This is a genomic window from Synechococcus sp. WH 5701 (assembly GCF_000153045.1).
Lineage (GTDB): Bacteria > Cyanobacteriota > Cyanobacteriia > PCC-6307 > Cyanobiaceae > Regnicoccus_A > Regnicoccus_A antarcticus.
In genome coordinates this window covers 940,564-960,500 of record NZ_CH724160.1, presented here as the reverse complement: position 1 = coordinate 960,500, position 19,937 = coordinate 940,564, and the positions used below count along the sequence as shown (strand labels likewise).

Annotated in this window: 20 protein-coding genes and 1 tRNA gene; 7 read left to right on the top strand and 14 right to left on the bottom strand. The window is 67.3% G+C overall.

Annotated elements, in window-relative coordinates; genetic code table 11:
- Positions 1-11: 11 nt before the first annotated feature.
- Positions 12-2,315 (bottom strand): photosystem I core protein PsaA, encoded by a 2,304-nt coding sequence (gene psaA / locus WH5701_RS14790; protein ID WP_006173316.1) that lies wholly within the window; start codon positions 2,313-2,315, stop codon positions 12-14.
- Positions 2,316-2,724: 409 nt separating this feature from the next.
- Between psaA and WH5701_RS14785 the strand changes: the two genes are divergently transcribed.
- Entirely contained in the window at positions 2,725-4,122 is a 1,398-nt protein-coding gene (locus tag WH5701_RS14785; RefSeq protein WP_156776777.1) for a hypothetical protein, read from the top strand.
- Positions 4,119-5,918 carry a precorrin-3B C(17)-methyltransferase gene (cobJ, locus tag WH5701_RS14780; RefSeq protein ID WP_006173314.1) on the top strand — a complete coding sequence of 600 codons (1,800 nt, stop codon included), beginning with the start codon at positions 4,119-4,121 and terminating at the stop codon, positions 5,916-5,918. The genes WH5701_RS14785 and cobJ overlap by 4 nt, the downstream gene beginning before the upstream one ends.
- Positions 5,919-5,955: 37 nt before the next feature.
- Here the strand turns inward: cobJ and WH5701_RS14775 are convergent.
- Positions 5,956-6,029: transfer RNA gene (locus WH5701_RS14775), tRNA-Pro, on the bottom strand.
- 84 nt (positions 6,030-6,113) lie between these two features.
- On the opposite strand from WH5701_RS14775, the gene lipA reads away from it, so the two are divergent.
- The gene (lipA, locus tag WH5701_RS14770) at positions 6,114-6,983 is read left to right on the top strand and encodes a lipoyl synthase (protein WP_037981680.1); all 870 of its coding nucleotides are present in this window, start codon (positions 6,114-6,116) and stop codon (positions 6,981-6,983) included.
- 7 nt (positions 6,984-6,990) lie between these two features.
- Here the strand turns inward: lipA and WH5701_RS14765 are convergent, their stop codons facing one another.
- Genes WH5701_RS14765 through WH5701_RS14755 form a run of 3 tightly spaced genes read right to left on the bottom strand, consistent with a single transcriptional unit; the run spans position 6,991 to position 9,325 of the window.
- Entirely contained in the window at positions 6,991-8,004 is a 1,014-nt protein-coding gene (locus WH5701_RS14765; protein ID WP_037981177.1) for an RluA family pseudouridine synthase, read from the bottom strand.
- Complete coding sequence (locus WH5701_RS14760; RefSeq protein WP_006173311.1) at positions 7,997-8,755, bottom strand: response regulator transcription factor; 759 nt, start codon at positions 8,753-8,755, stop codon at positions 7,997-7,999. Before WH5701_RS14760 ends, WH5701_RS14765 begins: the two co-directional genes overlap by 8 nt.
- A gap of 45 nt (positions 8,756-8,800) precedes the next feature.
- Positions 8,801-9,325 carry a hypothetical protein gene (locus WH5701_RS14755; protein ID WP_037981674.1) on the bottom strand — a complete coding sequence of 175 codons (525 nt, stop codon included), beginning with the start codon at positions 9,323-9,325 and terminating at the stop codon, positions 8,801-8,803.
- 63 nt (positions 9,326-9,388) lie between these two features.
- On the opposite strand from WH5701_RS14755, the gene WH5701_RS14750 reads away from it, so the two are divergent.
- A complete protein-coding gene (locus tag WH5701_RS14750; RefSeq protein WP_006173307.1) occupies positions 9,389-10,519 on the top strand; it encodes a cysteine desulfurase family protein in 1,131 nt (376 codons plus the stop codon).
- 77 nt (positions 10,520-10,596) lie between these two features.
- Here the strand turns inward: WH5701_RS14750 and WH5701_RS14745 are convergent, their stop codons facing one another.
- Both WH5701_RS14745 and rsmH read right to left on the bottom strand, forming a co-directional pair.
- Complete coding sequence (locus WH5701_RS14745; RefSeq protein ID WP_006173306.1) at positions 10,597-11,145, bottom strand: DUF456 family protein; 549 nt, start codon at positions 11,143-11,145, stop codon at positions 10,597-10,599.
- Entirely contained in the window at positions 11,145-12,044 is a 900-nt protein-coding gene (gene rsmH / locus WH5701_RS14740) for a 16S rRNA (cytosine(1402)-N(4))-methyltransferase RsmH (RefSeq protein WP_006173305.1), read from the bottom strand. The genes WH5701_RS14745 and rsmH overlap by 1 nt, the downstream gene beginning before the upstream one ends.
- A 46-nt stretch (positions 12,045-12,090) precedes the next feature.
- On the opposite strand from rsmH, the gene WH5701_RS14735 reads away from it, so the two are divergent.
- Positions 12,091-13,275: an NAD(P)H-quinone oxidoreductase subunit H gene (locus tag WH5701_RS14735; RefSeq protein WP_006173304.1), complete on the top strand. Its 1,185-nt coding sequence runs from the start codon at positions 12,091-12,093 to the stop codon at positions 13,273-13,275.
- Positions 13,272-13,712 (top strand): DUF2752 domain-containing protein, encoded by a 441-nt coding sequence (locus WH5701_RS14730; RefSeq protein ID WP_369791644.1) that lies wholly within the window; start codon positions 13,272-13,274, stop codon positions 13,710-13,712. The genes WH5701_RS14735 and WH5701_RS14730 overlap by 4 nt, the downstream gene beginning before the upstream one ends.
- Before the next feature lie 18 nt (positions 13,713-13,730).
- On the opposite strand, the gene WH5701_RS14725 is transcribed toward WH5701_RS14730, so the two are convergent.
- On the bottom strand, positions 13,731-14,870 hold the full coding sequence (locus tag WH5701_RS14725; protein ID WP_006173302.1) for a cyclopropane-fatty-acyl-phospholipid synthase family protein: 1,140 nt from the start codon (positions 14,868-14,870) through the stop codon (positions 13,731-13,733).
- Positions 14,871-15,185: 315 nt separating this feature from the next.
- On the opposite strand from WH5701_RS14725, the gene WH5701_RS14720 reads away from it, so the two are divergent.
- Positions 15,186-15,701 carry an acyl-CoA thioesterase gene (locus tag WH5701_RS14720; protein ID WP_037981672.1) on the top strand — a complete coding sequence of 172 codons (516 nt, stop codon included), beginning with the start codon at positions 15,186-15,188 and terminating at the stop codon, positions 15,699-15,701.
- Here WH5701_RS14720 and WH5701_RS14715 read toward each other — a convergent pair.
- Genes WH5701_RS14715 through menA form a run of 6 tightly spaced genes read right to left on the bottom strand, consistent with a single transcriptional unit; the run spans position 15,698 to position 19,913 of the window.
- Positions 15,698-15,919: a hypothetical protein gene (locus WH5701_RS14715; RefSeq protein WP_006173300.1), complete on the bottom strand. Its 222-nt coding sequence runs from the start codon at positions 15,917-15,919 to the stop codon at positions 15,698-15,700. The genes WH5701_RS14720 and WH5701_RS14715 overlap by 4 nt on opposite strands.
- Positions 15,919-16,197, bottom strand: a complete 279-nt coding sequence (locus tag WH5701_RS14710) for a TM2 domain-containing protein (RefSeq protein WP_006173299.1) — start codon at positions 16,195-16,197, stop codon at positions 15,919-15,921. Before WH5701_RS14710 ends, WH5701_RS14715 begins: the two co-directional genes overlap by 1 nt.
- Before the next feature lie 23 nt (positions 16,198-16,220).
- Positions 16,221-17,498 (bottom strand): AMP-binding protein, encoded by a 1,278-nt coding sequence (locus tag WH5701_RS14705; protein ID WP_006173298.1) that lies wholly within the window; start codon positions 17,496-17,498, stop codon positions 16,221-16,223.
- A gap of 17 nt (positions 17,499-17,515) precedes the next feature.
- Positions 17,516-17,821, bottom strand: a complete 306-nt coding sequence (locus tag WH5701_RS14700) for a hypothetical protein (RefSeq protein ID WP_037981667.1) — start codon at positions 17,819-17,821, stop codon at positions 17,516-17,518.
- 17 nt (positions 17,822-17,838) lie between these two features.
- Positions 17,839-18,921: an enolase C-terminal domain-like protein gene (locus WH5701_RS14695; RefSeq protein WP_006173296.1), complete on the bottom strand. Its 1,083-nt coding sequence runs from the start codon at positions 18,919-18,921 to the stop codon at positions 17,839-17,841.
- Positions 18,918-19,913 carry a 2-carboxy-1,4-naphthoquinone phytyltransferase gene (gene menA / locus WH5701_RS14690; protein ID WP_006173295.1) on the bottom strand — a complete coding sequence of 332 codons (996 nt, stop codon included), beginning with the start codon at positions 19,911-19,913 and terminating at the stop codon, positions 18,918-18,920. Before menA ends, WH5701_RS14695 begins: the two co-directional genes overlap by 4 nt.
- Positions 19,914-19,937: the final 24 nt, after the last annotated feature.

The window sequence follows — 19,937 nt, the reverse complement described above, 5'->3', positions numbered from 1 at the left end:
CAGGTGTGAGGTCAGCCGACCGCTATGAGTCGGGAGAGGAAGAAGGCCCAGGTGGTAGCGATACCGCCCAGGAGATAGTGGGCAACGCCAACGGCGCGACCCTGGACGATGCTCAGCGCACGGGGCTGGATCGCCGGAGCCACCCTCAGCTTGTTGTGAGCCCAGACGATGGACTCGATCAGCTCCTGCCAGTAGCCGCGGCCACTGAAGAGGAACATCAGGCTGAAGGCCCAGACGAAGTGGGCGCCGAGGAACATCAGGCCATAGGCACTGGAGGACGAGCCGTAGCTGTTTATGACCTGTGCGGCCTGTGCCCAGAGGAAATCACGCAGCCAGCCATTGATGGTGATGGCGCTCTGAGCGAAGTTCCCATTCGTGATGTGCTGGACGCTGCCGTCCGCATTCACGGTTCCCCAGACATCGCTCTGCATCTTCCAGCTGAAGTGGAAAATCACGATGGACAGGGAGTTGTACATCCAGAAGAGGCCGAGGAACACGTGGTCCCAAGCCGAAACCTGGCAGGTACCGCCACGGCCGGGGCCGTCGCAGGGGAAGCGGAAGCCCAGGTTCGCCTTGTCGGGAACAAGCCTGGAACTGCGGCTGTAAAGGACACCCTTCAGCAGGATCAGCACGGTGACGTGGATCGTGAAGGCGTGGATGTGGTGGACCATGAAGTCGGCCGTTCCCAGGGGGATCGGACCGGCAGCCACCTTGCCGCCGACGGCGACAACGGCACCGTTGAACACTTCGCTCACTCCGGCCAGCGCATTGGGTGCGGTGGAACCGGCGGCGGCGGCATGCAGACCCTGGATCCATTGAGCGAAGACAGGCTTCAGCTGAATCGTGGTGTCGCTGAACATGTCCTGGGGACGTCCCAGGGCACGCATGGTGTCGTTGTGGATGTACAGGCCGAAGCTATGGAAGCCGAGGAAGATGCACACCCAGTTGAGGTGGCTGATCAGGGCATCACGGGCTTTGAGCACGCGATCCAGCACATTGTCCACATGCTGGGCGGGGTCGTAATCGCGGATGAGCGCGATGGCCGCGTGGGCACCGGCGCCAACGATGATGAAACCTCCGATCCACATGTGGTGGGTGAAGATCGACACCTGCGTTGGGTAGTCGATACCGATGTAGGGATAGGGCGGCATCGCATACATGTGATGCGCCACGATGATGCTCAGCGAACCGAGCAGTGCCAGGTTCACGGCCAACTGGGCATGCCAGGAGGTGGTCATGAACTCGAACAGGCCATCGTGACCCTTCGGAGCCGGGAACAGCAGGGGATCACCCTTCTGGCCTTCCAGGATCTCCTTGATGCTGTGACCAATACCCCAGTTGGTGCGGTATTGGTGGCCGGCGACGATGAACAGCACCGCGATCGCCAGATGGTGGTGGGCGATGTCGGTCATCCAGAGGCTGCCGGTGACAGGATTCAGTCCACCCTTGAAGGTGAGGAAGTCGCTGTAGGCGGCCCAGTTGCCGGTGAAGAAGGCGGAGAGGCCCGCGCCGAATCCTGGGTAGAGCTGGGTCAGCAGATCCAGGTTCAGGAATTCGTGGGGCAGGGGAATGTCCGCCACCGAGGCGATGGTCTTGCCGTCGAGCACCAGCGGCTTGCCGGCGTCGATGGCATCCATCAACTGGGTGGTGGGCAGGGACACGTGCAGCAGGTGCCCGGTCCAGGACAGGGAGCCCAGGCCCAGCAGGCCAGCCAGGTGGTGGTTGAGCATGGACTCAACGTTCTGGAACCACTCGAGCTTGGGAGCTGCCTTGTGATAGTGGAAGACGCCGGCATTCAGCATCAGGCCAGCCATCACCAGGGCACCGATGGCGGTGCAGAGCAGCTGGAACTCACTGGTGAAGCCCCAGGCTCTCCACACATGGAAGAGGCCTGAGGTGATCTGGATGCCGTGGAAGCCGGCACCCACATCGGCGTTGAGGATTTCCTGGCCGAAAATGGGCCAGACCACCTGGGCACTTGGTTTGACGTGCAGGGGGTCGGCCAGCCAGCCGGTGTAGTTGGAGAAGCGGGCACCGTGGTAGAAGGCGCCGCTCAGCCAGATGAAGATGACGGCCAGATGGCCGAAGTGAGCGCTGAAGATCTTCCGGGAGACCTCTTCGAGATCGCTCGTGTGGCTGTCGAAGTCGTGAGCGTTGGCGTGGAGGTTCCAAACCCAGGTGGTGGTTTTGGGACCTTTGGCGAGGGTGCGATCGAAATGCCCGGGCTTGCCGAACAGCTCGAAGGTGGCCGGGTTGTTCACCTGGTCGACCTGGGCCTTCGCCGTTTTCCCACGCTCTGGTGGGCTAATGGTCATCGAGACGTTCCTCGAGGGACGGAGTCGAGGTGGAGGTCCACCCCTCCGGACCGGGCCGAAAGGCCAGGCCGGTGGGCCTCACGGTTCCGTGGATCGAGATCCTTGGAACCATGGGCACCAGTGCGGAGTGGCTTCGGAAAAGACCGAAAGCCGCTGCCAGCACTGGAGCTGGGGCCCCGATGAGGGGACCGCTGGCGGAAGTATAAGGGCGAGTTTCAAGCCCCTTGGGGGGTAAGTAACAAAGGTTCAATCCGGCGCCACCCCTGTCTGGAACAGGGCTCTGACCCAAGCTCCCTATCACTCATCGGTGGCGCGATGCTGCGCTTTCTTTATCCAATTCCCGGCGGATTTGGGGATACATTCGGCATCATTTTTTACGGATCCGAGGCACGCTGGGCAAACTGTCCCCATGGTCCCCGGCACCAGGGCCGAGGACCGACATCGATCAGGAGCGATGCGCATGCTGGCGGCGGGGCTTCGAGGCCTGGGGGCAGTACTGCTCTGCCTGGTCGTGCTGCTGAGCGGGGGCTGGAGCCTGCGGCCCAGGCCCCAGGAGCCGCTGGTCACGAACAACAGTCCGGCCACGTCCGGACGACTGCGGGAAGTGTCCCCACCCAAGGGCAGCCAGGCCTTGCGGTTGCGCCTGGCGGAGCATCAGCCCCGTCTGCGGATCCTGGCTCCAGCCGACGACACCGTGCTCCCTCTGGCCCCCTGGTCGCTGGAGCTGGCCCTTGAAGACTGGCCATTGGCCGATGCCGGCTCCCTGGGTCTTGGCGCCCACCTGGTGGTGCAGCTCGATGACCAGGAGCCCCTGCGCCTCGGTCCCGACGTCGCCAAGGCGCCCCTTACTAAGGACAGCCGGCTGAGCCTGACGATGGCGCCACTTAGCCCGGGCAGTCACCGCCTCACCGTCTATGCGGCCCGGCCCTGGGGTGAAGCGGTGAAGGATCCGGGCGCCGCCGTGCAGATCCGCCTCCATGGCCTGGCCGCCAACCCCCTCAGCCAGCCTCGGCGAGGGACCCCCCAGCTGGTGAGCAGCACCCCCAGCGATCTGATCCATCACGAACCCGTGCTGATCGACTGGCTGCTGATTGACGCGCCTCTGCAGCGCCTCGACGGGGAAGGCTCGCACTGGAGGCTGCGGGTCACTCTCAATGGCGACAGTTTCCAGGTGGACCGGCAGGAGCCGCTCTGGCTCTCCGGTCTTCGCTCCGGCAGCAACCCCCTGCAGCTGGAGCTGCTCGACGGGCTGGGGGAACCGCTGAATCCACCCTTCAACAGCCTGGTTCAGAACCTGGAGATGCGTCCTGAAGCTCCCCGTCCCTGGCAGACGGCATCCATCTCCGCCGAGGATCTGGAGCGTCTGCTGGGCGAGCGGCCGAGCGAGCCTGCCGCTGAGATCACCCTGGTGCCGGAACCCAGAACGGAGCCGGACCTTCAGGGGGAGGGGATGGCCACCGAGAGCGCCGAAGCCGCCAGGCCATTGGGAGCCGTCAGCGCGCAGCTACCGCTTGAGGAAGCAGCAACGGTGCCAGAGGCAGCAGAAGACAACAGCTCCCAGGAGCCAGAGCCAGTCACGCTGGAGTCGGTGGAGTCGATGGCGCCTGTGGATGCCCCTGATTCACCAGAGCCGCTGGCTGCGCCCGAATCCACAGAACCGCCGGCCTCCGCCGAGACACCCCTGGGTTCAACCCCTCAGGGTGAGCCCTCCGAAGAGCCCTCCGAGGAGCTGGTGGCCGAGCCTGTGGTGGTTCCTGAAGCGGAGGCATCGGCACTGGAGCGGCTGCGTGCCAGGTTCGGTGGATGAGTGATTCCATCTGCTGGGGACTGGCCCTGAGCAGGGCCGGTGCCCCCGTGCTCGAGCGCCTGGATCAGGGCGGGCTGCTCAAGGCCAGGGCGGAACCTGGAGCCGGGGCCGCTGAGCTGCTCAGCCGTCACTGGGGTGACGCGTCGGCCTTCGTGGTGGTGGGGGCCTGCGGGGCGGTGACACGGCTGGTGGCCCCGCTGCTCCAGGGCAAGGAGCACGACCCGGCGGTGGTGGTGGTGGATCCCCAGGGGCGCTTCGCCATCCCCCTGCTGGGGGGGCATGGGGCTGGGGCCGAGCAGCTCAGCCAGCGGGTGGCCGCCCTGCTGGGGGGCGAAGCGGTGCTCACTGGCGCCAGCAGTGGTGGCGGCAGCCTGGCCCTCGACAGCTTCGGGCTGGCCTGGGGCTGGCGGAAAGGCCTGGGCGACTGGACTGCCCTGATGAAAGCCGCGGCCCGGGGCAAGCGGATCGCCGTGCAGCAGGAGAGCGGCTGCCCCGACTGGAAGGGCCTGCAGGCCGCCGCAACCCTGCTGCAGCCCCAGGCAGAACCGGCCAAGGAACCGCCCCCCGCCGAGAGCCCTCCGCTGCAGCTGGTGATCAGCCCACGCCGGGGTCCCGGCTGCCGCTGGCATCCCCCCAGCCTCTGGCTGGGCCTCGGCTGCGAGCGCGACACCAGCCTCAGCCTGTTGGAGCGACTGCTGGAGCAGGCCCTTGATGGCACCCAGCTGGCACCGGAAGCTGTCGCCGGGCTGGCAAGCATCGACCGCAAAGGCGATGAGCCGGCCCTGCTGGAGCTGGCCCGCAGCCATCAGTGGCCACTGCGGCTGTTCAGTGCCGAGGACCTGGCGGCGGTGCCGGTGCCCAGCCCATCACAGGCGGTGCTCAGGGAAATGGGAACCGCCAGCGTGGCGGAAGCGGCCGCTCTGCTGGCGTCATCCCCCCAGCCGGAGCTGCTGCTGAAGAAGCGCATCGAGCGGGCCCGGCCAGGGGAGCGCGGAGCCGCCACCCTGGCGGTGGCCCAGGCGACAGGGCAGTGGGCCCCGCAGCGCGGGCGGCTCCATCTGGTGGGCAGCGGCCCGGGCCAACTGGATCTGCTCACCCCAGACGCTCGCCTCGCCCTGGCCGAGAGCACGGTCTGGGTGGGCTACAGCCTTTACCTGGATCTGCTGGAGCCCCTGCGGCGACCTGACCAGCTGCGCCGCGACGGAAGACTGACCGAAGAGCGGGACCGCTGCCGGCTGGCGCTGGAGCTGGCCGACGCCGGGTTGAGCGTGGCCCTGGTGTCGTCGGGTGACAGCGGCATCTACGGCATGGCCGGGCTGGCCCTGGAGCTCTGGCTGGAGCGGGCGCCGGCCGAGAGGCCCGCGTTCACCGTGCATCCCGGCCTCTCGGCCCTGCAGGTGGCCGCAGCGAGGGCCGGGGCGCCACTGATGCACGATTTCTGCACCATCAGCCTGAGCGACCGGCTCACCCCCTGGCCAACGATCGAGAAACGGCTGCGGGCCGCCGCCAGCGGGGATTTCGTGGTGGCGCTCTACAACCCCCGCTCGCTGGGTCGCGACTGGCAGCTGGGCCGGGCCCGCGAGCTTCTGCTGGAGGGGCGCAGTACCGAAACCCCTGTGGTGCTGGCACGCCAGCTGGGCCGGGCTGAGGAGAGCGTGCAGCTGCACAGCCTCGGAGACCTGCCCCTGGATCAGGTGGACATGCTCAGTCTTGTCCTGGTGGGCAACAGCACCTCCCGCCGACAGGACGGGGTGATGGTGACCCCCCGCGGCTACCCCGGGGCCGAACTGAGCTGAATCGCTCCGGGCAGCCATCGCCCCCGGAGCTCAGCGATCGGGATGACAGGATTCGAACCTGCGGCCCCTTCGTCCCGAACGAAGTGCGCTACCAAGCTGCGCCACATCCCGCCGAAGGCAGTTTACGGGATCGCCCCCAGGCGGGGTTTCTAGACTTCTTGCCTCAGGATTCCGGCAGTGATGGCCCCCGACGCCCTGCTCAAGCCCGACTGGTTGCGTGTCAAGGCCCCCCAGCGGGAGCGGATCGGTGCGGTGGCCGACCTGCTGGTGGACCTGAAGCTCAACACCGTCTGCCAGGAGGCCAGCTGCCCGAACATCGGTGAGTGCTTCGCCGGCGGCACGGCCACCTTTCTGATCATGGGACCCGGCTGCACCCGAGCCTGCCCCTACTGCGACATCGACTTCGACAAGAGCGTGAGGGCCCTCGATCCCAGCGAACCGGAGCGGCTGGGAGAAGCGGTGGCCCGCATGGGTCTCTCCCATGTGGTGATCACCTCGGTGAACCGTGACGACCTCGACGACGGAGGCGCCAGCCAGTTCGTGGCCTGCATCGCCGAGGTGCGCCGCCGCTCACCCGGCACCACCATCGAGTTGCTGATCCCCGATTTCTGCGGCAACTGGCAGGCCCTGGCCGCCGTGATGGAAGGAGCTCCCGAGGTGTTGAACCACAACATCGAGACCGTGCCGCGGCTCTACCGGCAGGTGCGTCCCCAAGGGATTTACGGCCGCTCGCTGGAGTTGCTGCAGCGGGTTCGCCAGGGCTGGCCCCGCACCTACACCAAATCAGGGCTCATGGTGGGGCTGGGGGAAACCGACGCTGAGGTGGTGGCGGTGCTGGGGGACCTGCGGGCCCACCAGGTCGACATTGTGACCATCGGCCAATACCTCTCGCCAGGGCCGAAGCACCTGGCGGTGCAGCGCTTCGTGACCCCCGGGCAGTTCGACGGCTTCAGGGCCACCGGTGAAGGGGAGCTGGGCTTCCTGCAGGTGGTGAGCAGCCCCCTCACCCGCAGCAGCTACCACGCCGGTGAGGTGCAGCGACTGATGCGCCAACACCCCCGCTGAAGGGTGATCAGCTGAGCTCCGGGGGCACCGGGGCCTCCAGATCGAGCCAGCCCCCGGCCGGAAGCGGCAGGCGCAGGCGGTGGGCATGCAGCAGGTAGCCTCCATCACCCGGCAGGGCGCCGGGCCGGGGCTCCCCGCCCGGTCGATAGAGGGGGTCGCCCAGCAGGGGAACCCCCGCGCTGGCCAGATGGATGCGGATCTGGTGAGGCCGGCCCGTGTGGATGCTCACCTCCACCAGGTGTCCCTGAGGGCGGCGCTCCAGCAGACGCATCTCGCTCCAGGCGGGCAAGGCTCCAGGGTCATCGGGGCCGTCAGCAGCCCAGATCTGACCAAGCCCGGCATGGGGTCGCCGGCCGATCGGGGTGGTGATCGCCAGGCTCTCCCCCGGGGCCAGCTGCAGCGGGGCCGGCACGGTCAGGGCCCGGTACACCTTGCGGCAGGCGCCAGCCCTGGTGGCGGCAGAGCGGGCCTCGGACCCGGGCTGGTTGAGGAGCTGGGCGGTGCTCTCTCGAAGCCTGGCGCTCAGCCAGGCTCGGCTCTGGGGCCGGCGGGCACAGACCAGCAGCCCAGACGTGTGGCGCCCGAGCCGGTGCACAGGCCTCGGCAGCGCCTGAGCCGCGCAGGAGCGCTCCAGCAGACGCAGCAGGGTGTGCTCCAGAAAGCCCCCGGCCGGAAGAACGGGCAGGCCGCTGGGTTTGTCGATCACATAGAGATCCCCGTCGTCGTGGATCACCCGCCAGCGCGCCGGCACCGCCTCCTCCCGCCAGGGGGGACGCTGCCACTGGAGCCGGTCGCCGGCGTGGAGTGGCCCATCGCCATCGAGCCGGCGGCCATTCAGCAGAATTTCGCCCTCCTGAAGGCGCTGCCTCCAGAGGGGGGCCGCGGAATGGCGGTAGCGCTCAGCCAGAAACACGCTGATCAGAACCGGAACCTGGGCCTGGGCCTGGCTCACCCGGTCGCTGTAGGTCCAGCCCTGGTTGAACTGGGCCGGCAACCAGCCCGGCGGCTGCGGCTCAGTCAACCAGGCCGTTCTCGAGGGCGTAGCGCACCAGTTCGGTGCGACTGGTGGTGCCGGTCTTGGTGAACAGGCGGCTCACGTACTTCTCGACATTGCGGATCGAGGTCTCAAGGCGGCGGGCGATCTCCTTGTTCATGAGTCCTTCGGCCACCAACTGGAGCACGCTCGCCTCCCGGGGAGTGAAGGAATGGGTGGCCGGGGTGGCGCTCTTGTGGGATCCCGTCTGCTGCAGCAGGGAGCGGATCTCGGTGATCTGCCGCGCCATCTGGCCGATGTCGGCATCGGCGTAGCGGGCCGCCTCGGCCAGCAGCCGCTCCTGCCGGCGCACCACGTTGCGCACCCGCGCCACCAGCTCATCGGGATCGAAGGGCTTGGGGATGTAGTCGTCGACCCCGGCCTGGAAGCCCTCGATCCTGTCGGCCGTCATCCCCTTGGCGGTGAGGAAGATCACCGGAGTACCCCCCAGCCGCTCGTCGCCCCTCAGGCGCTTGAGCAGGCCATAGCCATCCAGACGCGGCATCATCACATCGCTGATCACCAGGTCGGGGATCAGCTCCTGGGCCGCGGTCCAACCCTCCTCGCCGTCGTTGGCGGTGGTGACATCGAAGCCTTCATCCTCCAGATAGGCCTGCACGGCCGTGCGCAGACCGGGCTCGTCATCGACCAGGAGCAGACGGGCCGGGGCCGGTGGGCTGATCGGCTCCTCGGCGCTGGTCTCCTCTTCCGGCCTGCTGGCGGACTCGTTCTGGCTCATGAACCGGCTGGCGTTGGCAGGAATCTATCCAGGCCTGCGCAGCGCTCAGAGGTTGGCGGCGGGCACCACCTGCTCCCGCTCCACCCGGTTGCCGCTGTAGCCCAGCTCACGGGCCAGGCTGCGCAGGCTGTTGGGGTCCTTGCCGGCCTGCTCGGGGAAACAGGTGGCCCACCAGACCAGATGGTCGACCCTGTTGGCATTCGTGACCACCCCACCGGGATTGAGTTCCCGCAGGATCAGGCTGCGGCCATCGTTGGTGACCCTCAGCGGCGCCGAGGGTGAGCACTGGACCGTCTCGGAGCGCACCTTGACGTCGTTGGGCAGCTCCTCCCACACCTTGATCCGCCAGACCTGCGGCTGGACGGGATCGGCGGTGATGCCGAACACCCCCAGGGCCTGCTTGCCATCGGCGATGTCCCGCTCCAGCAACAGGGCCATCCCGGCGGGGCGATTCTGATCCGGGCGCACGAACACGCTCTGGGCCAGGGCGGCAGGGCTCCAGGCGAGGGAGATCAGGGCACCCGCCAGAGCCAGCGGGCACCATCGCCGACATCGCGGGGGGGAAGCCATGGGCAGGATCGACAGGCCGGGAGTTGTCAGCATGGATCGGTTTCGTGGGGATGGGAAGCCGGGATGACCATCCCCTATCTGGACCACCAGGCCACCACCCCCTGTGATCCAGACGTTGTGGCGGCGATGGCGCCCTACTGGAGCGAGCTGTTTGCCAACCCCTCCAGCCGCTCCCATCGCTTGGGCCTGGAGGCGGCAGCGGCGGTGGATCTGGCCCGCAGCAGCCTGGCCCGGCCGCTGGGCGTGGCCCCGGAGCAGGTGGTGTTCACCAGTGGCGCCACGGAGGCCAACAACCTGGCGATCAAGGGGCTGGTGGAAGCCCGCCGCCAGCGGGGCCGTCACCTGATCACCCTGGCCACGGAGCACCGGGCGGTGCTTGAGCCCCTGCGCTACCTGGCAGGCCACGGCTACTCGCTCACCGTGCTGCCGGTTCAGCGTGATGGCCTGGTGGACCTGAACCGATTCAGCGAGGCCCTGCGCGACGACACGCTGCTGGTGAGCGTGATGGCCGCCAACAACGAGATCGGGGTGCTGCAGCCCCTCGCCGCGATCGGGACGCTCTGCCGCGAACGGGGCATCGCCCTGCACAGCGATGGAGCCCAGATCTTCGGGAACCGCCCCTTCAGTCCAGGCGAGCTGGGCCTCGACCTGTTCAGCCTCAGCGGGCACAAGATCTACGGCCCCAAGGGCATCGGTGCCCTGGTGCTCGCTGAGGGGATGATTCTGGCCCCCCAGCAGCACGGCGGTGGCCAGGAAGGGGGCCTGCGGGGTGGGACGCTGCCGGTTCCCCTGATCGTGGGGCTGCAGCGAGCGGCGGAGCTGGCCAGCCACGACTGGAAGGAGCGGCAACAACGCCTGGGCGGGCTGCGGGATCGCCTGCTGGCGGGTCTGCTGGAGCTGGGAGGGGTGCGGGTGAACGGCAGCCTCGAGCACCGTCTCGCCCACAACCTCAACGTTCATCTGGAGGGGGTGGATGGCACCCAGCTGCACCGGGCCCTGCGGAGGCAGCTGGCGGTGAGCGGAGGCTCGGCCTGCAGCAGCGGCAGCCCCTCACACGTGCTGGCGGCCCTGGGGCTGACCCCAGCCGAAGCGGCGGCCTCGATCCGGTTCGGGCTCGGACGCTCCACCACCACTTCGGAGATCGACCAGGCCGTTGAGGCAGTGGCAGGAGCGCTGCAAAAGCTGCGGCGCTGACCGGAAAGCCTTCCTTGCCAGGGCCACCAACGGGCTGCCGGGAGCCCCGGGCGCGAGCCTGCTGCGGTCGCACGGAGTCAACCCGGCAGCAGCAGCCTGCTGAGCAGCACGAACCCCGCCACGCCGGCCAGGGCCAGCAGGAACTGGGCCACCCGGCTCACGAGCATCCCGGTGACCACGGCCAGCCCCACCAGCAGGGAACGGCGCAGCCGCAGCAGGCCCAGGGGGCCGAGCGAGGTGGGGGCTGTGAGCAGTTCCCCCAGCGAGGCCCCCAGCAAAGGGCCGAGCAGGGCTCCCAGCAGTGGTCCCCCCACCGGCAGCGCCGGTAACAGCCCCAGCAGACCCACCAGCAAGCCCAGACCGGCCCCCACATAGGCCCAGCGGGTGGCCTGAAGCCTGGCCGCCCCGAGGGTCACGCCGAGCAGATCCGCTCCCCAGCCCAGCAGGAGGATCAGAGCAGCCAGAAGGAACTCCGGCCAGGTGCCGGCCCAGCCCTCGGCCCAGACCCAGACCGCCGCCCCCAGGGGCAGGAAGATCAGCCCGGGCAGGATGGGCAGCAGCGTGCCGGGGATGGCCATCAGCTGGATGCTGAACGCGATCCACCAGAACAGGTCACTGCGATCCATCAGCGCTTCCCCAGCGAGAAGTTCGCTGAACGCCTCCGGGCCAGCCTGAATTTCGCTGAACGGCTGCGGGGATTGCGCTCCGCCTCCTGCTCATCGGCCACCACGGGCTTGCGGGTCAGCCGCTCGAGGCGGTCATCGGCGAGGAACGCCGCCTTCACCCGCCGGTCTTCAAGTGAGTGGAAGCTGATCACGCCGAAGAGGCCTCCCGGCATCAGCCAGTCGGGGGCGTTGTGAAGCAGGCGCTCGAGAGCCCCGAGTTCGTCGTTCACAGCGATGCGCAGGGCCTGGAAGGTGCGGGTGGCGGCATGGATGCGGCCATGGCGGGCCTTGGGGGGATAGCAGCCGGCCACGAGGTAGGCCAGGGCGGCCGTGCCACGACTCGAGCCGTGCCAGGGACGGGCTTCGACGATACGGCGGGCGATCCGCCGCGACAGCCTCTCCTCGCCATAGGCATAGATGAGATCGGCCAGGTCCTTCTCCTCCACCCGGTCCATCAGCTCAGCGGCCGTCTCACCCTCAGCGCTGTTCATGCGCATGTCGAGGGGACCATCGAGGCGGAAGCTGAACCCCCGCTCGGGCCGGTCCAGCTGGGGGCTGCTCACCCCGAGATCGGCCAGCACCCCCACCAGGGGCTCGCTGGGGGCATAGTTCGCGAAGTTGCTGGGCACCAGGGTGACCCGATCAGCAAAGGGTTCCAAGCGCTCAGCGGCCGCCGCCAGGGCCGCTGGATCTTGATCCAGGCCGATCAGGCGCAAGCCCGGATGAGCCGCCAGCAACAGGGCGCTGTGACCACCGCCGCCCACGGTGACATCCAGCAACGTGCCCTCGCCCGGGAGGTCGGTAAAGCCGGCTACCACGGCAGCGGCCAGAACCGGCAGGTGATCGAACGTCTTCGGCATGGTTCCTTCCTAAGATCCGCACGTTCGCCTTCGAGTCCACGGGCCCATGACGCAACTGGAAACGCGTACGGAGCCGATGGTGGTCAACTTCGGGCCGCACCACCCCTCCATGCACGGGGTGTTGCGGCTCGTGGTGACTCTCGACGGGGAGGACGTGGTGGATTGCGAGCCGGTGATCGGCTACCTGCACCGCGGCATGGAGAAGATCGCCGAGAACCGTACGAACGTGATGTTCGTCCCCTACGTGAGCCGCTGGGACTACGCGGCCGGCATGTTCAACGAGGCGATCACGGTCAACGCTCCCGAGAAGCTGGCCAGCATCCAGGTGCCGAAACGCGCCAGCTACATCCGCGTGCTGATGCTGGAGCTGAACCGCATCGCCAACCATCTGCTCTGGCTTGGCCCATTCCTTGCTGATGTGGGCGCCCAGACCCCATTTTTCTACATCTTCCGCGAGCGGGAGATGATCTACGACCTCTGGGAAGCAGCCACCGGCCAGCGGCTGATCAACAACAACTATTTCCGCATTGGCGGTGTCGCCGCCGACCTCCCCTACGGCTGGCTGGAGAAATGCCTCGACTTCTGCGATTACTTCGGCCCGAAGATCGATGAATACGAGAAGCTGATCACCAACAATCCGATCTTCAAGCGCCGCATCGAGGGCCTGGGGGTGATCAGTCGCGAGATGGCGATCAACTGGAGTCTTTCGGGTCCGATGCTGCGCGCCTCAGGCGTGCCCTGGGATTTACGCAAGGTTGACAAGTACGAGTGCTACGACGATTTCGAGTGGGACGTGGCCTGGGAGAAGGAGGGCGACTGCTACGCCCGCTATCGGGTGCGGATCGAGGAGATGCGCCAGTCGCTGAAGATCCTGCGCCAGGCCTGCACAGCCATTCCCGGAGGCCCCACCGAAAACCTGGAGGCCCAGAGAATGAACGAGGGTAAGAAGAGCTCCTGGTATGACTTCGACTACCAGTACGTGGCCAAGAAGGTGGCACCCACCTTCAAGATCCCTGGCGGTGAGCTGTACGCCCGGGTGGAATCGGGCAAGGGAGAACTGGGTGTATTCATCATGGGCAATGATGATGTCACACCCTGGCGCTGGAAGATTCGGGCTGCCGATTTCAACAATCTGCAGATCCTGCCCCACATCCTCACCGGGGCCAAGGTGGCCGACATCATGGCGATCCTGGGCTCGATCGACGTGATCATGGGCTCGGTGGACCGCTGAGCGCACCCTCCAGCCGTGGGTGGGGGCAAAGGCGGCGCCGCCGCTGGCTCAATCAGCTGCACCGCTGCGGCATCGCTGGGCCTGCGCTGCTCACCGGCTACCTCTGGCTGAAGGGCTGGCATCCGGCCCTGCCTGGACTGAGTTGTCCCCTGCGGGCCCTCACGGGTCTGCCGTGTCCCACCTGCTTCCTGACCAGGGCCACGGCCGCTGCCCTGCATGGTCGGTTCGCGGAGTCGGTGGACCTGCACGCCTTCGGGCCGATCGCCGCTGCCGCCCTGCTGGCGTGGTCGGCGCAGGCCCTCTGGACCCGGCGGCTGGTGCCCCAGGGATTGAAGGACAGCCACCTGGGACTGGCGACACTGCTGCTTTTGCTCTACTGGGCTGGACGGATGGGCCTCACCTATGGAGCCGGCATCGCTGCCTTTCCAGACACCTGAAACCGACCCCAGCAGGGTTCAGGCATGGGTCAACAGATACTGGCCGTTGCCATTGAATTCACCATCACAGCTACTGAAGATTGTCCCGAGCAAGAGGAGATAAAAGCGCCATATCCGCCGAAATCTTGCATAGTCCATGCCATAGTCCAATTGGCTGACAACATCCTGGGAGGCGTCAAATCGATTCAGCCAGGCAGTGAGTGTCTGGTGGTAGTTGGCTCCATTCATGTACCATTTCTGAATGGTTTTCAGGTCGCGATCATGGCTGGGAATAGCGTCATGATTCCAGTAGCGCCCATGGGGGAAAATATACTTGTGGGTGAAGCCCGACGACATATTATTGGGAATCCGAACCGTGATGATATGAATCAATGCCTTCCCGCCGGGCACAAGCAGGCTGGCCAGCTTTCGGAAAGCCCGAGTCAGATTGCCGACATGGCAAAAGACGCCCACGGAGATGATCTTGGTAAACTTTTCGGGTAATTCCACTTCATTGAGGTCACCCTCAATCAGGGTGAATCTTCCCGAGCTCAATTGACTGCTCGGATCCTTCATCTTCCCACGCATGTATGCACACTGTTGCTGGCTCAGGTTGACTCCCGTGCAGCGCAGGTTCGGAAACTTTGAAAGGATGTAATTGGGAACGCAGCCCCACCCACAGCCAAAATCGAGGAGATTATCTCCATCCACTATGCCCAGGCGTTCAATCATCTGATCAATCATGTGCCGTTGAGATTCCTCCAGATTTTTGGCACCGTGCTCCCAGTATCCAGTGCTGTACTTTGGATAGATGGGCTCCCAGTCGCCCAGCATTCGATTCAACATCTCCTGGGGACGATCATACTGAATCTCCATCAGTTCCCTGGATGATTCCGCAATCCGATCAGATTCCTCCAGCACCCAATCATACGGAGCCAAGAGGCCAGGGAAGTGGCGAAACAGGACGGGCATGGAGGTGTGGATCATCCCTCGGAAGAGCGAGTCGGGGATTTCCAGACCATTGATGTAGGCCTCCGCCATGGCCATCTGGGCCTGGTTGAAGCCACCCGCCATCAGACGGGTACTTCTGTACCCCAGGGAGTGACTGGCTTCCCTGGACTGGGACTCGGTCTGAACCGCCGACAGAGTGCCAGCTGGATCAACAATCGAACGTGTCATCTGTGAACATCCAAAAAGCAGGACTGGACTAGCGACCTCTGCCCGGGAAAGCACGAGTTGCGCATCTGAAACTCCTTGCTGCCCCCGCCGCCGCTTACCGTCTGTTCAAAGCATTGCTCTCAAAAACCGCCTTGACCAGCAAGGCAAGAAAACGACATTTTCTGTCATCATCAGCCTGGTCACCAGGCGCGGCGGATACGTGGGATCATCTGTGTGAGCAGGGCATAACGGTAGACCCAAGTTCAAGACAAGCCAAGACTTGAATCGAGCGGCAACACCATGACCAACAACCTCATCGGCAGCGGGCCAGCCCCAATCGATCCCTCCCGTTGGTTGCTGCTCCACCGCAGCGTGCGCTTCGGTGATACCGATGCCGCCGGCGTGATGCATTTCCACCAACTGTTGCGCTGGTGCCATGAGGCCTATGAGGAGAGCCTCGAAGCCTTCGGAATCTCGGCTGCTGCGATCTTTCCCACCCCCAGCTGGACCACCCCCAGCTGGCCCCCTGAGACCCGTGACAAGGGCGACCCCAGCCAAGCGAAGGTGGCGCTTCCGATCGTGCATTGCCGTGCCGACTTTCTGGCACCCCTGGTTTGCGGCGATCCGCTGGCGATCGCCCTCGCACCACGACGGCTCACGTCCGGAAGTTTCGAGGTGAGTTACAGCTTCGCTTGCCTGGATGGGGCCAGCCGCCCTGTGGCCCGGGGGCTAACCCGGCATGTGGCCATCGACCCCCTCAGCCGCCTTCGCTGCAATCTGCCCTCCGCGATCGAGGGCTGGCTGGTGGCATCCGCCAACGGGGAACCTTCTCCTCCGTCAACCCAGGGTTAGCGGGGGATCGCCCAGAGCAAAGCGGCGAGTTGCAGTGGCAGCAGGCTGGCCACAAGGCTGAGCGGATGAAAGCCATCCTCCACCGCCACCCCCGCCAGGGAGAAGCTCACCGAAGCCGCCAGAGCGATCAGCAGGGTCAGACCGAGACGTCCGGAGAGCCCGGGTGCGCGCAGATTGAGGGTCCCGGCTTTCAGGGGAGTGGTGCCGCGGCCAGCCATCAGAACCACTCCTTCTTGGCGTCGATGTAGGTGGCCTTGAACTCTTCGGGGGTCTTCGTGAGATAGATGATTCCCTCGATCAGGCCAATCACCCCCATCACGAAGCTGGCAATGCCACAGGTGACCACACCTCCAGCAACGGACACCACCAGCATGATCACGCCCGAAGTGGTGTAGCCGAGCACGAACTTGTGGATCCCGAAGGCACCCAGAAAGATTCCCAGCAGCCCCGCGGCCAGCTTCTTGTTGGAGAGTTCCGGATCAGCGGATGAGGTCATCCAGAGGGCGCGACTGACCAGCTTTAGCGGACTTCAGCGGCAGCGTCATCCTCGCGGGCTCCTCCGTCACAGGTCTGGAGCAGCCAGCCGCTCCAGCGCCTCCGCTCCCACTTGCCAAGGCCGTTGGGGGCCAGATCAGGGCAGGCCAGCCAGTGTTGGGGGCGCTGGGCGGGGGGAAGCCGTTGAGCCAGCCGCTGGCAATCGGTGATCAGGGCCGCCGTGGTGGCGGTGTCCGCCTCAGGCCCTGGCGGCCCTGGGGCACCGCCGTGACGCACCAGGGCCACCAGGCGCTGGCCCCAGAGGGGATCGGGGCTGGGCAGCAGCAGCACCTGGGCCAGGGGTAGCCCCTCCGCCCGGGCCCAGCCCAGCAGCCGGGCCTCCACCTGCTCAGGGAAAACGGTTTCGCCGCCGCTGCTGATCGCCCCATCCAAGCGTCCCAGGATCTGGAGGCCGGCGGGGCCGACGCGGGCCCCATCACCACTGCGCCACCAGGCCCCCTGCCGCTCCAGCCGCTGCAGCTGCCCGGCCTCCAGACAGCCGGGACTGAGGCGTCCGGTGCGCACCAGCAGAGCGCCATCGGGGTCGAGCCGCAGCTGCACATCGGCCAAGGGCTGACCACAGCCATCTTCCCCCTCCAGGAAGCGCTCCGGGGGCAGGGCTGCCACCATCGCGGCCGTTTCGCTGGCGCCGTAACAGGGCGAAAGCCGGATCTCAGCCGCGCGGGCCCGGGCAGCCAACTCAGCAGAGAGCGCCGCACCTCCGACCCAGACCACGGCGCAGCTCCGCAGCCAGGCGCAGCCCTCCGCTGCGGCCAGCAGCCGCTCCAGCTGGGTGGGCACCAGGGAGAGCAGCGCCCCGCGGCCGGCTGGGAGGGGAAACGCCGCCGCCAGCTCCCGGGGCCGGCGCATCAGCTCCGGGGGCAACCAGCGCCAGGGTGTTCCCCAGACCCGGCTCCTCACCAGGGGCATCAGACCGCTGACGTGATGGAGCGGCAGGGGGTTGAGCTGCAGCGTCGCTGAAGGATCCAGCCCGATCGACTGCAACCACTGCCCAGTGGCGCCAGCTGAGGCCTCCAGGTGGGCCAGCGGCTGCAGACACCAGCGGCGGCGGCCGGCGCTGCCACCACTGCCCACCACCACACCGGCCCCGCTCAGGGCCGATCCAGCCAAGGCTGCGCCGAGCAGCTCCTGCTCCTGCTCGGCACAGAGGCCCACCAGGCGCTCCTCACGCCAGGCCTGCTCCAGGCGCGCCACCAGGGCCTCGGCCGGCGCGGCGCTGGTGAGCAGCAGAGGAGAACCCATCAGCGACGATCCAGGGCCTAGGCCTGCCGGGCGCGGCGGGCGGCGATCCCCGCCTCCACAGCCGTGACACCGGCCAGCAACAGCAGGCCGAGCAGACCCACCAACTGCTGACGCGGGTCAGCCTTGGCGCCCAGATCGGCCCCGCCCCCCTGGCCCAGCACCAGTCCCAACGCGAACCAGCCGGTGCTCACTGCCGAGGTGATCCAGTAGGCCCGCCAGCGCCGTTGATAGATGTAGCCGGTGCCCAGGCCCGGCACCAGGTTGAGGACCACGGCCACCCAGGGGGCCGAGGCCGCCAGGGTGTCTTGCTTGCTGAGGCTCATCGCGGTGGCGGTGTCGATCACGCCAACTCTGGCGACTCCACCCAGCGCCCGGCGGATGCGGCCCAGACCCGCTCGGGATCGGTACTGGCGAGATCACCGCTGGCGCCCCAGCCCGGGGCCAGCCCGGGCGCCGCGGGGGTGGGTCCCCCCGCCTGAAGAGCGGCCAGGTGGTGCAGCCAACGGCGGCCGATACCGGTCTCGAAGGCGGTGCTGAGCATCAGCTGGGGCACGCCTGCCTGCAGTTGTGCCAGAAGGGGCCTGGGGTCTCCCTCCTGGGAAGGCCGTCGCACCTGCCATCCGCCCCAGCTGTTGCGCAGGCCTGGATCCTGCGCCAGCGACTCATCCAGGGCCACCGGCAGAGCCGGGGGACCTGCGGCCAGGGCGACCAGACCGGCATGATCGGTGGGAGCCAGTGGTTGCTCCAGCCACTCCAGGCGGGGATCCGCCGCCAGCCTTGCCGCCCAGGCCGCAGCCATGGTGCGCCCCCAGCCCCCATTGGCATCGAGGCGGAGCCTGGCCCCGTTCGGCAAGCGCTCCAGCAGCTGCTCCAGCAGCTGGCGCTCCTGGAGGTCATCGGTGGCCGCCACCTTCCACTTCAACGTGAGGGGAAGACCGTCACCGTGCGGCTGAGCCGGCTTGCTGCTCTGTTGGGTGTCCAGGATCCGCTCCAGGGCCGGCAACAGCAGCGGACCTGCCGGCAGCAGCCATGCAGGAGCCGGCGGCGGCAGCCACCCCCCGGAGGCGGCCCCCACCAACCCCTGGATCTCGCCCAGGGCTGCTCCGAGGGCGAAGGCCAGGGCCGCCGGCAGGGCAGGCAGACGACCCTCCAGCTCCTGGTGATCGACCGTGGAGCCAAGGGCCTCGATGGCCCTGGCGATGCTGACCAGCTCAGGCTCATCAGCGCCTTGCTGGGCGCCCTGCGCCATCGGTGCCGCCTCCCCCCAGCCCTGATCGAGGACCGGCGCCGACTCGCCGTCCCCCCCGGCCAGCGTCTCGAGCCGCAACAACCAGCCGCGCTTGCTCCTCAGCCTGCCCCGGGCAGTGACCAGGGGCGTGGGCAGGGCCAGATCGAAGCGCCGCCAGTGAAGACGAAGCTTCACCGCAGCGGCAGCCAGGGGCCGATCGCCAGGCCCAGCGCCAAGCCCAGGCCGTTGAAGGCCTGAAAGCGCAGGGCCAGGAACTTGCTGCCGGCGATCCGCTCCGGTGCGTCGTGGTGCTCCCGCAGCAACTGGATCAGGGACCTGGCGGAAGGCAGGCCCACCATCCCCAGCAGGGCCGTGAGCGGCCAGCGGCCCAGCAACACCGGCGCCCACTGCAGGGCCAGGGCCAGGGCGATGAACCAGGGCACCAGGGCGGCGGCGGCGGCGGTGCCCAGCTTCACCACGGGCGAGAGCTTGCCGTGGCTGGCGTCCTGCTCCACCTGGTGGAAATGGGAGCAGAACAGCACCAGGGTGGTGGCCAGGGCCGGTCCGCTGCCCAGCAGCAGGGCGGCCCTCCAGGGGATACCTGCAGAAGCCGTGGGCGCCAGCGCCAGCAGGGCGGCGGCGGTGGCCAGCGGGCCAAAGGCCAGCCAGCACAGCGGTTCACCCAGGCCGCGGTAGCCCAGCCGCAGGGGAGGCCCCTGATAGGCGTAGCCGAGGGCGCAGCAGCCCAGAACCAGCGCCAGCACCAAGGGGGTGCTGCGGGCCGCCACCAGGGCGAACAGCGCCAGGCCGAGCAGCAGGCAGCCGTTGGCGAGCTGGGCCACCCGCTCGCGGCGGCCGGTGAGATTCACCAGGGAATGGGGCTTGCCCAGCCGGTCCACGCCGGTGTCGGCATCGAAGACATCGTTGGCCAGGTTTTCCCAGCCCAGCAGCAGCACCGCCGCCACCAGGAAGGCCAGCAACTGATCCAGGCGCGGCGCCTGGCCCTGGCCGGCCCACCAGCCCGCGGCCAGGAGCACCGGCATCACCGCCACGGAATACATCGGCCATTTGATCGCCGCCTTCCAGAGGCGGCGGCGGGCCGGATCGTGGGAGCGATCGGCGGGCGAGCGGCCACCGCTGGCATCCCCATCGGCGTAACGGCTTGCGACGACCTGGGGGTCGGACATGGGCAGCAGGGACGGCGGACCGGG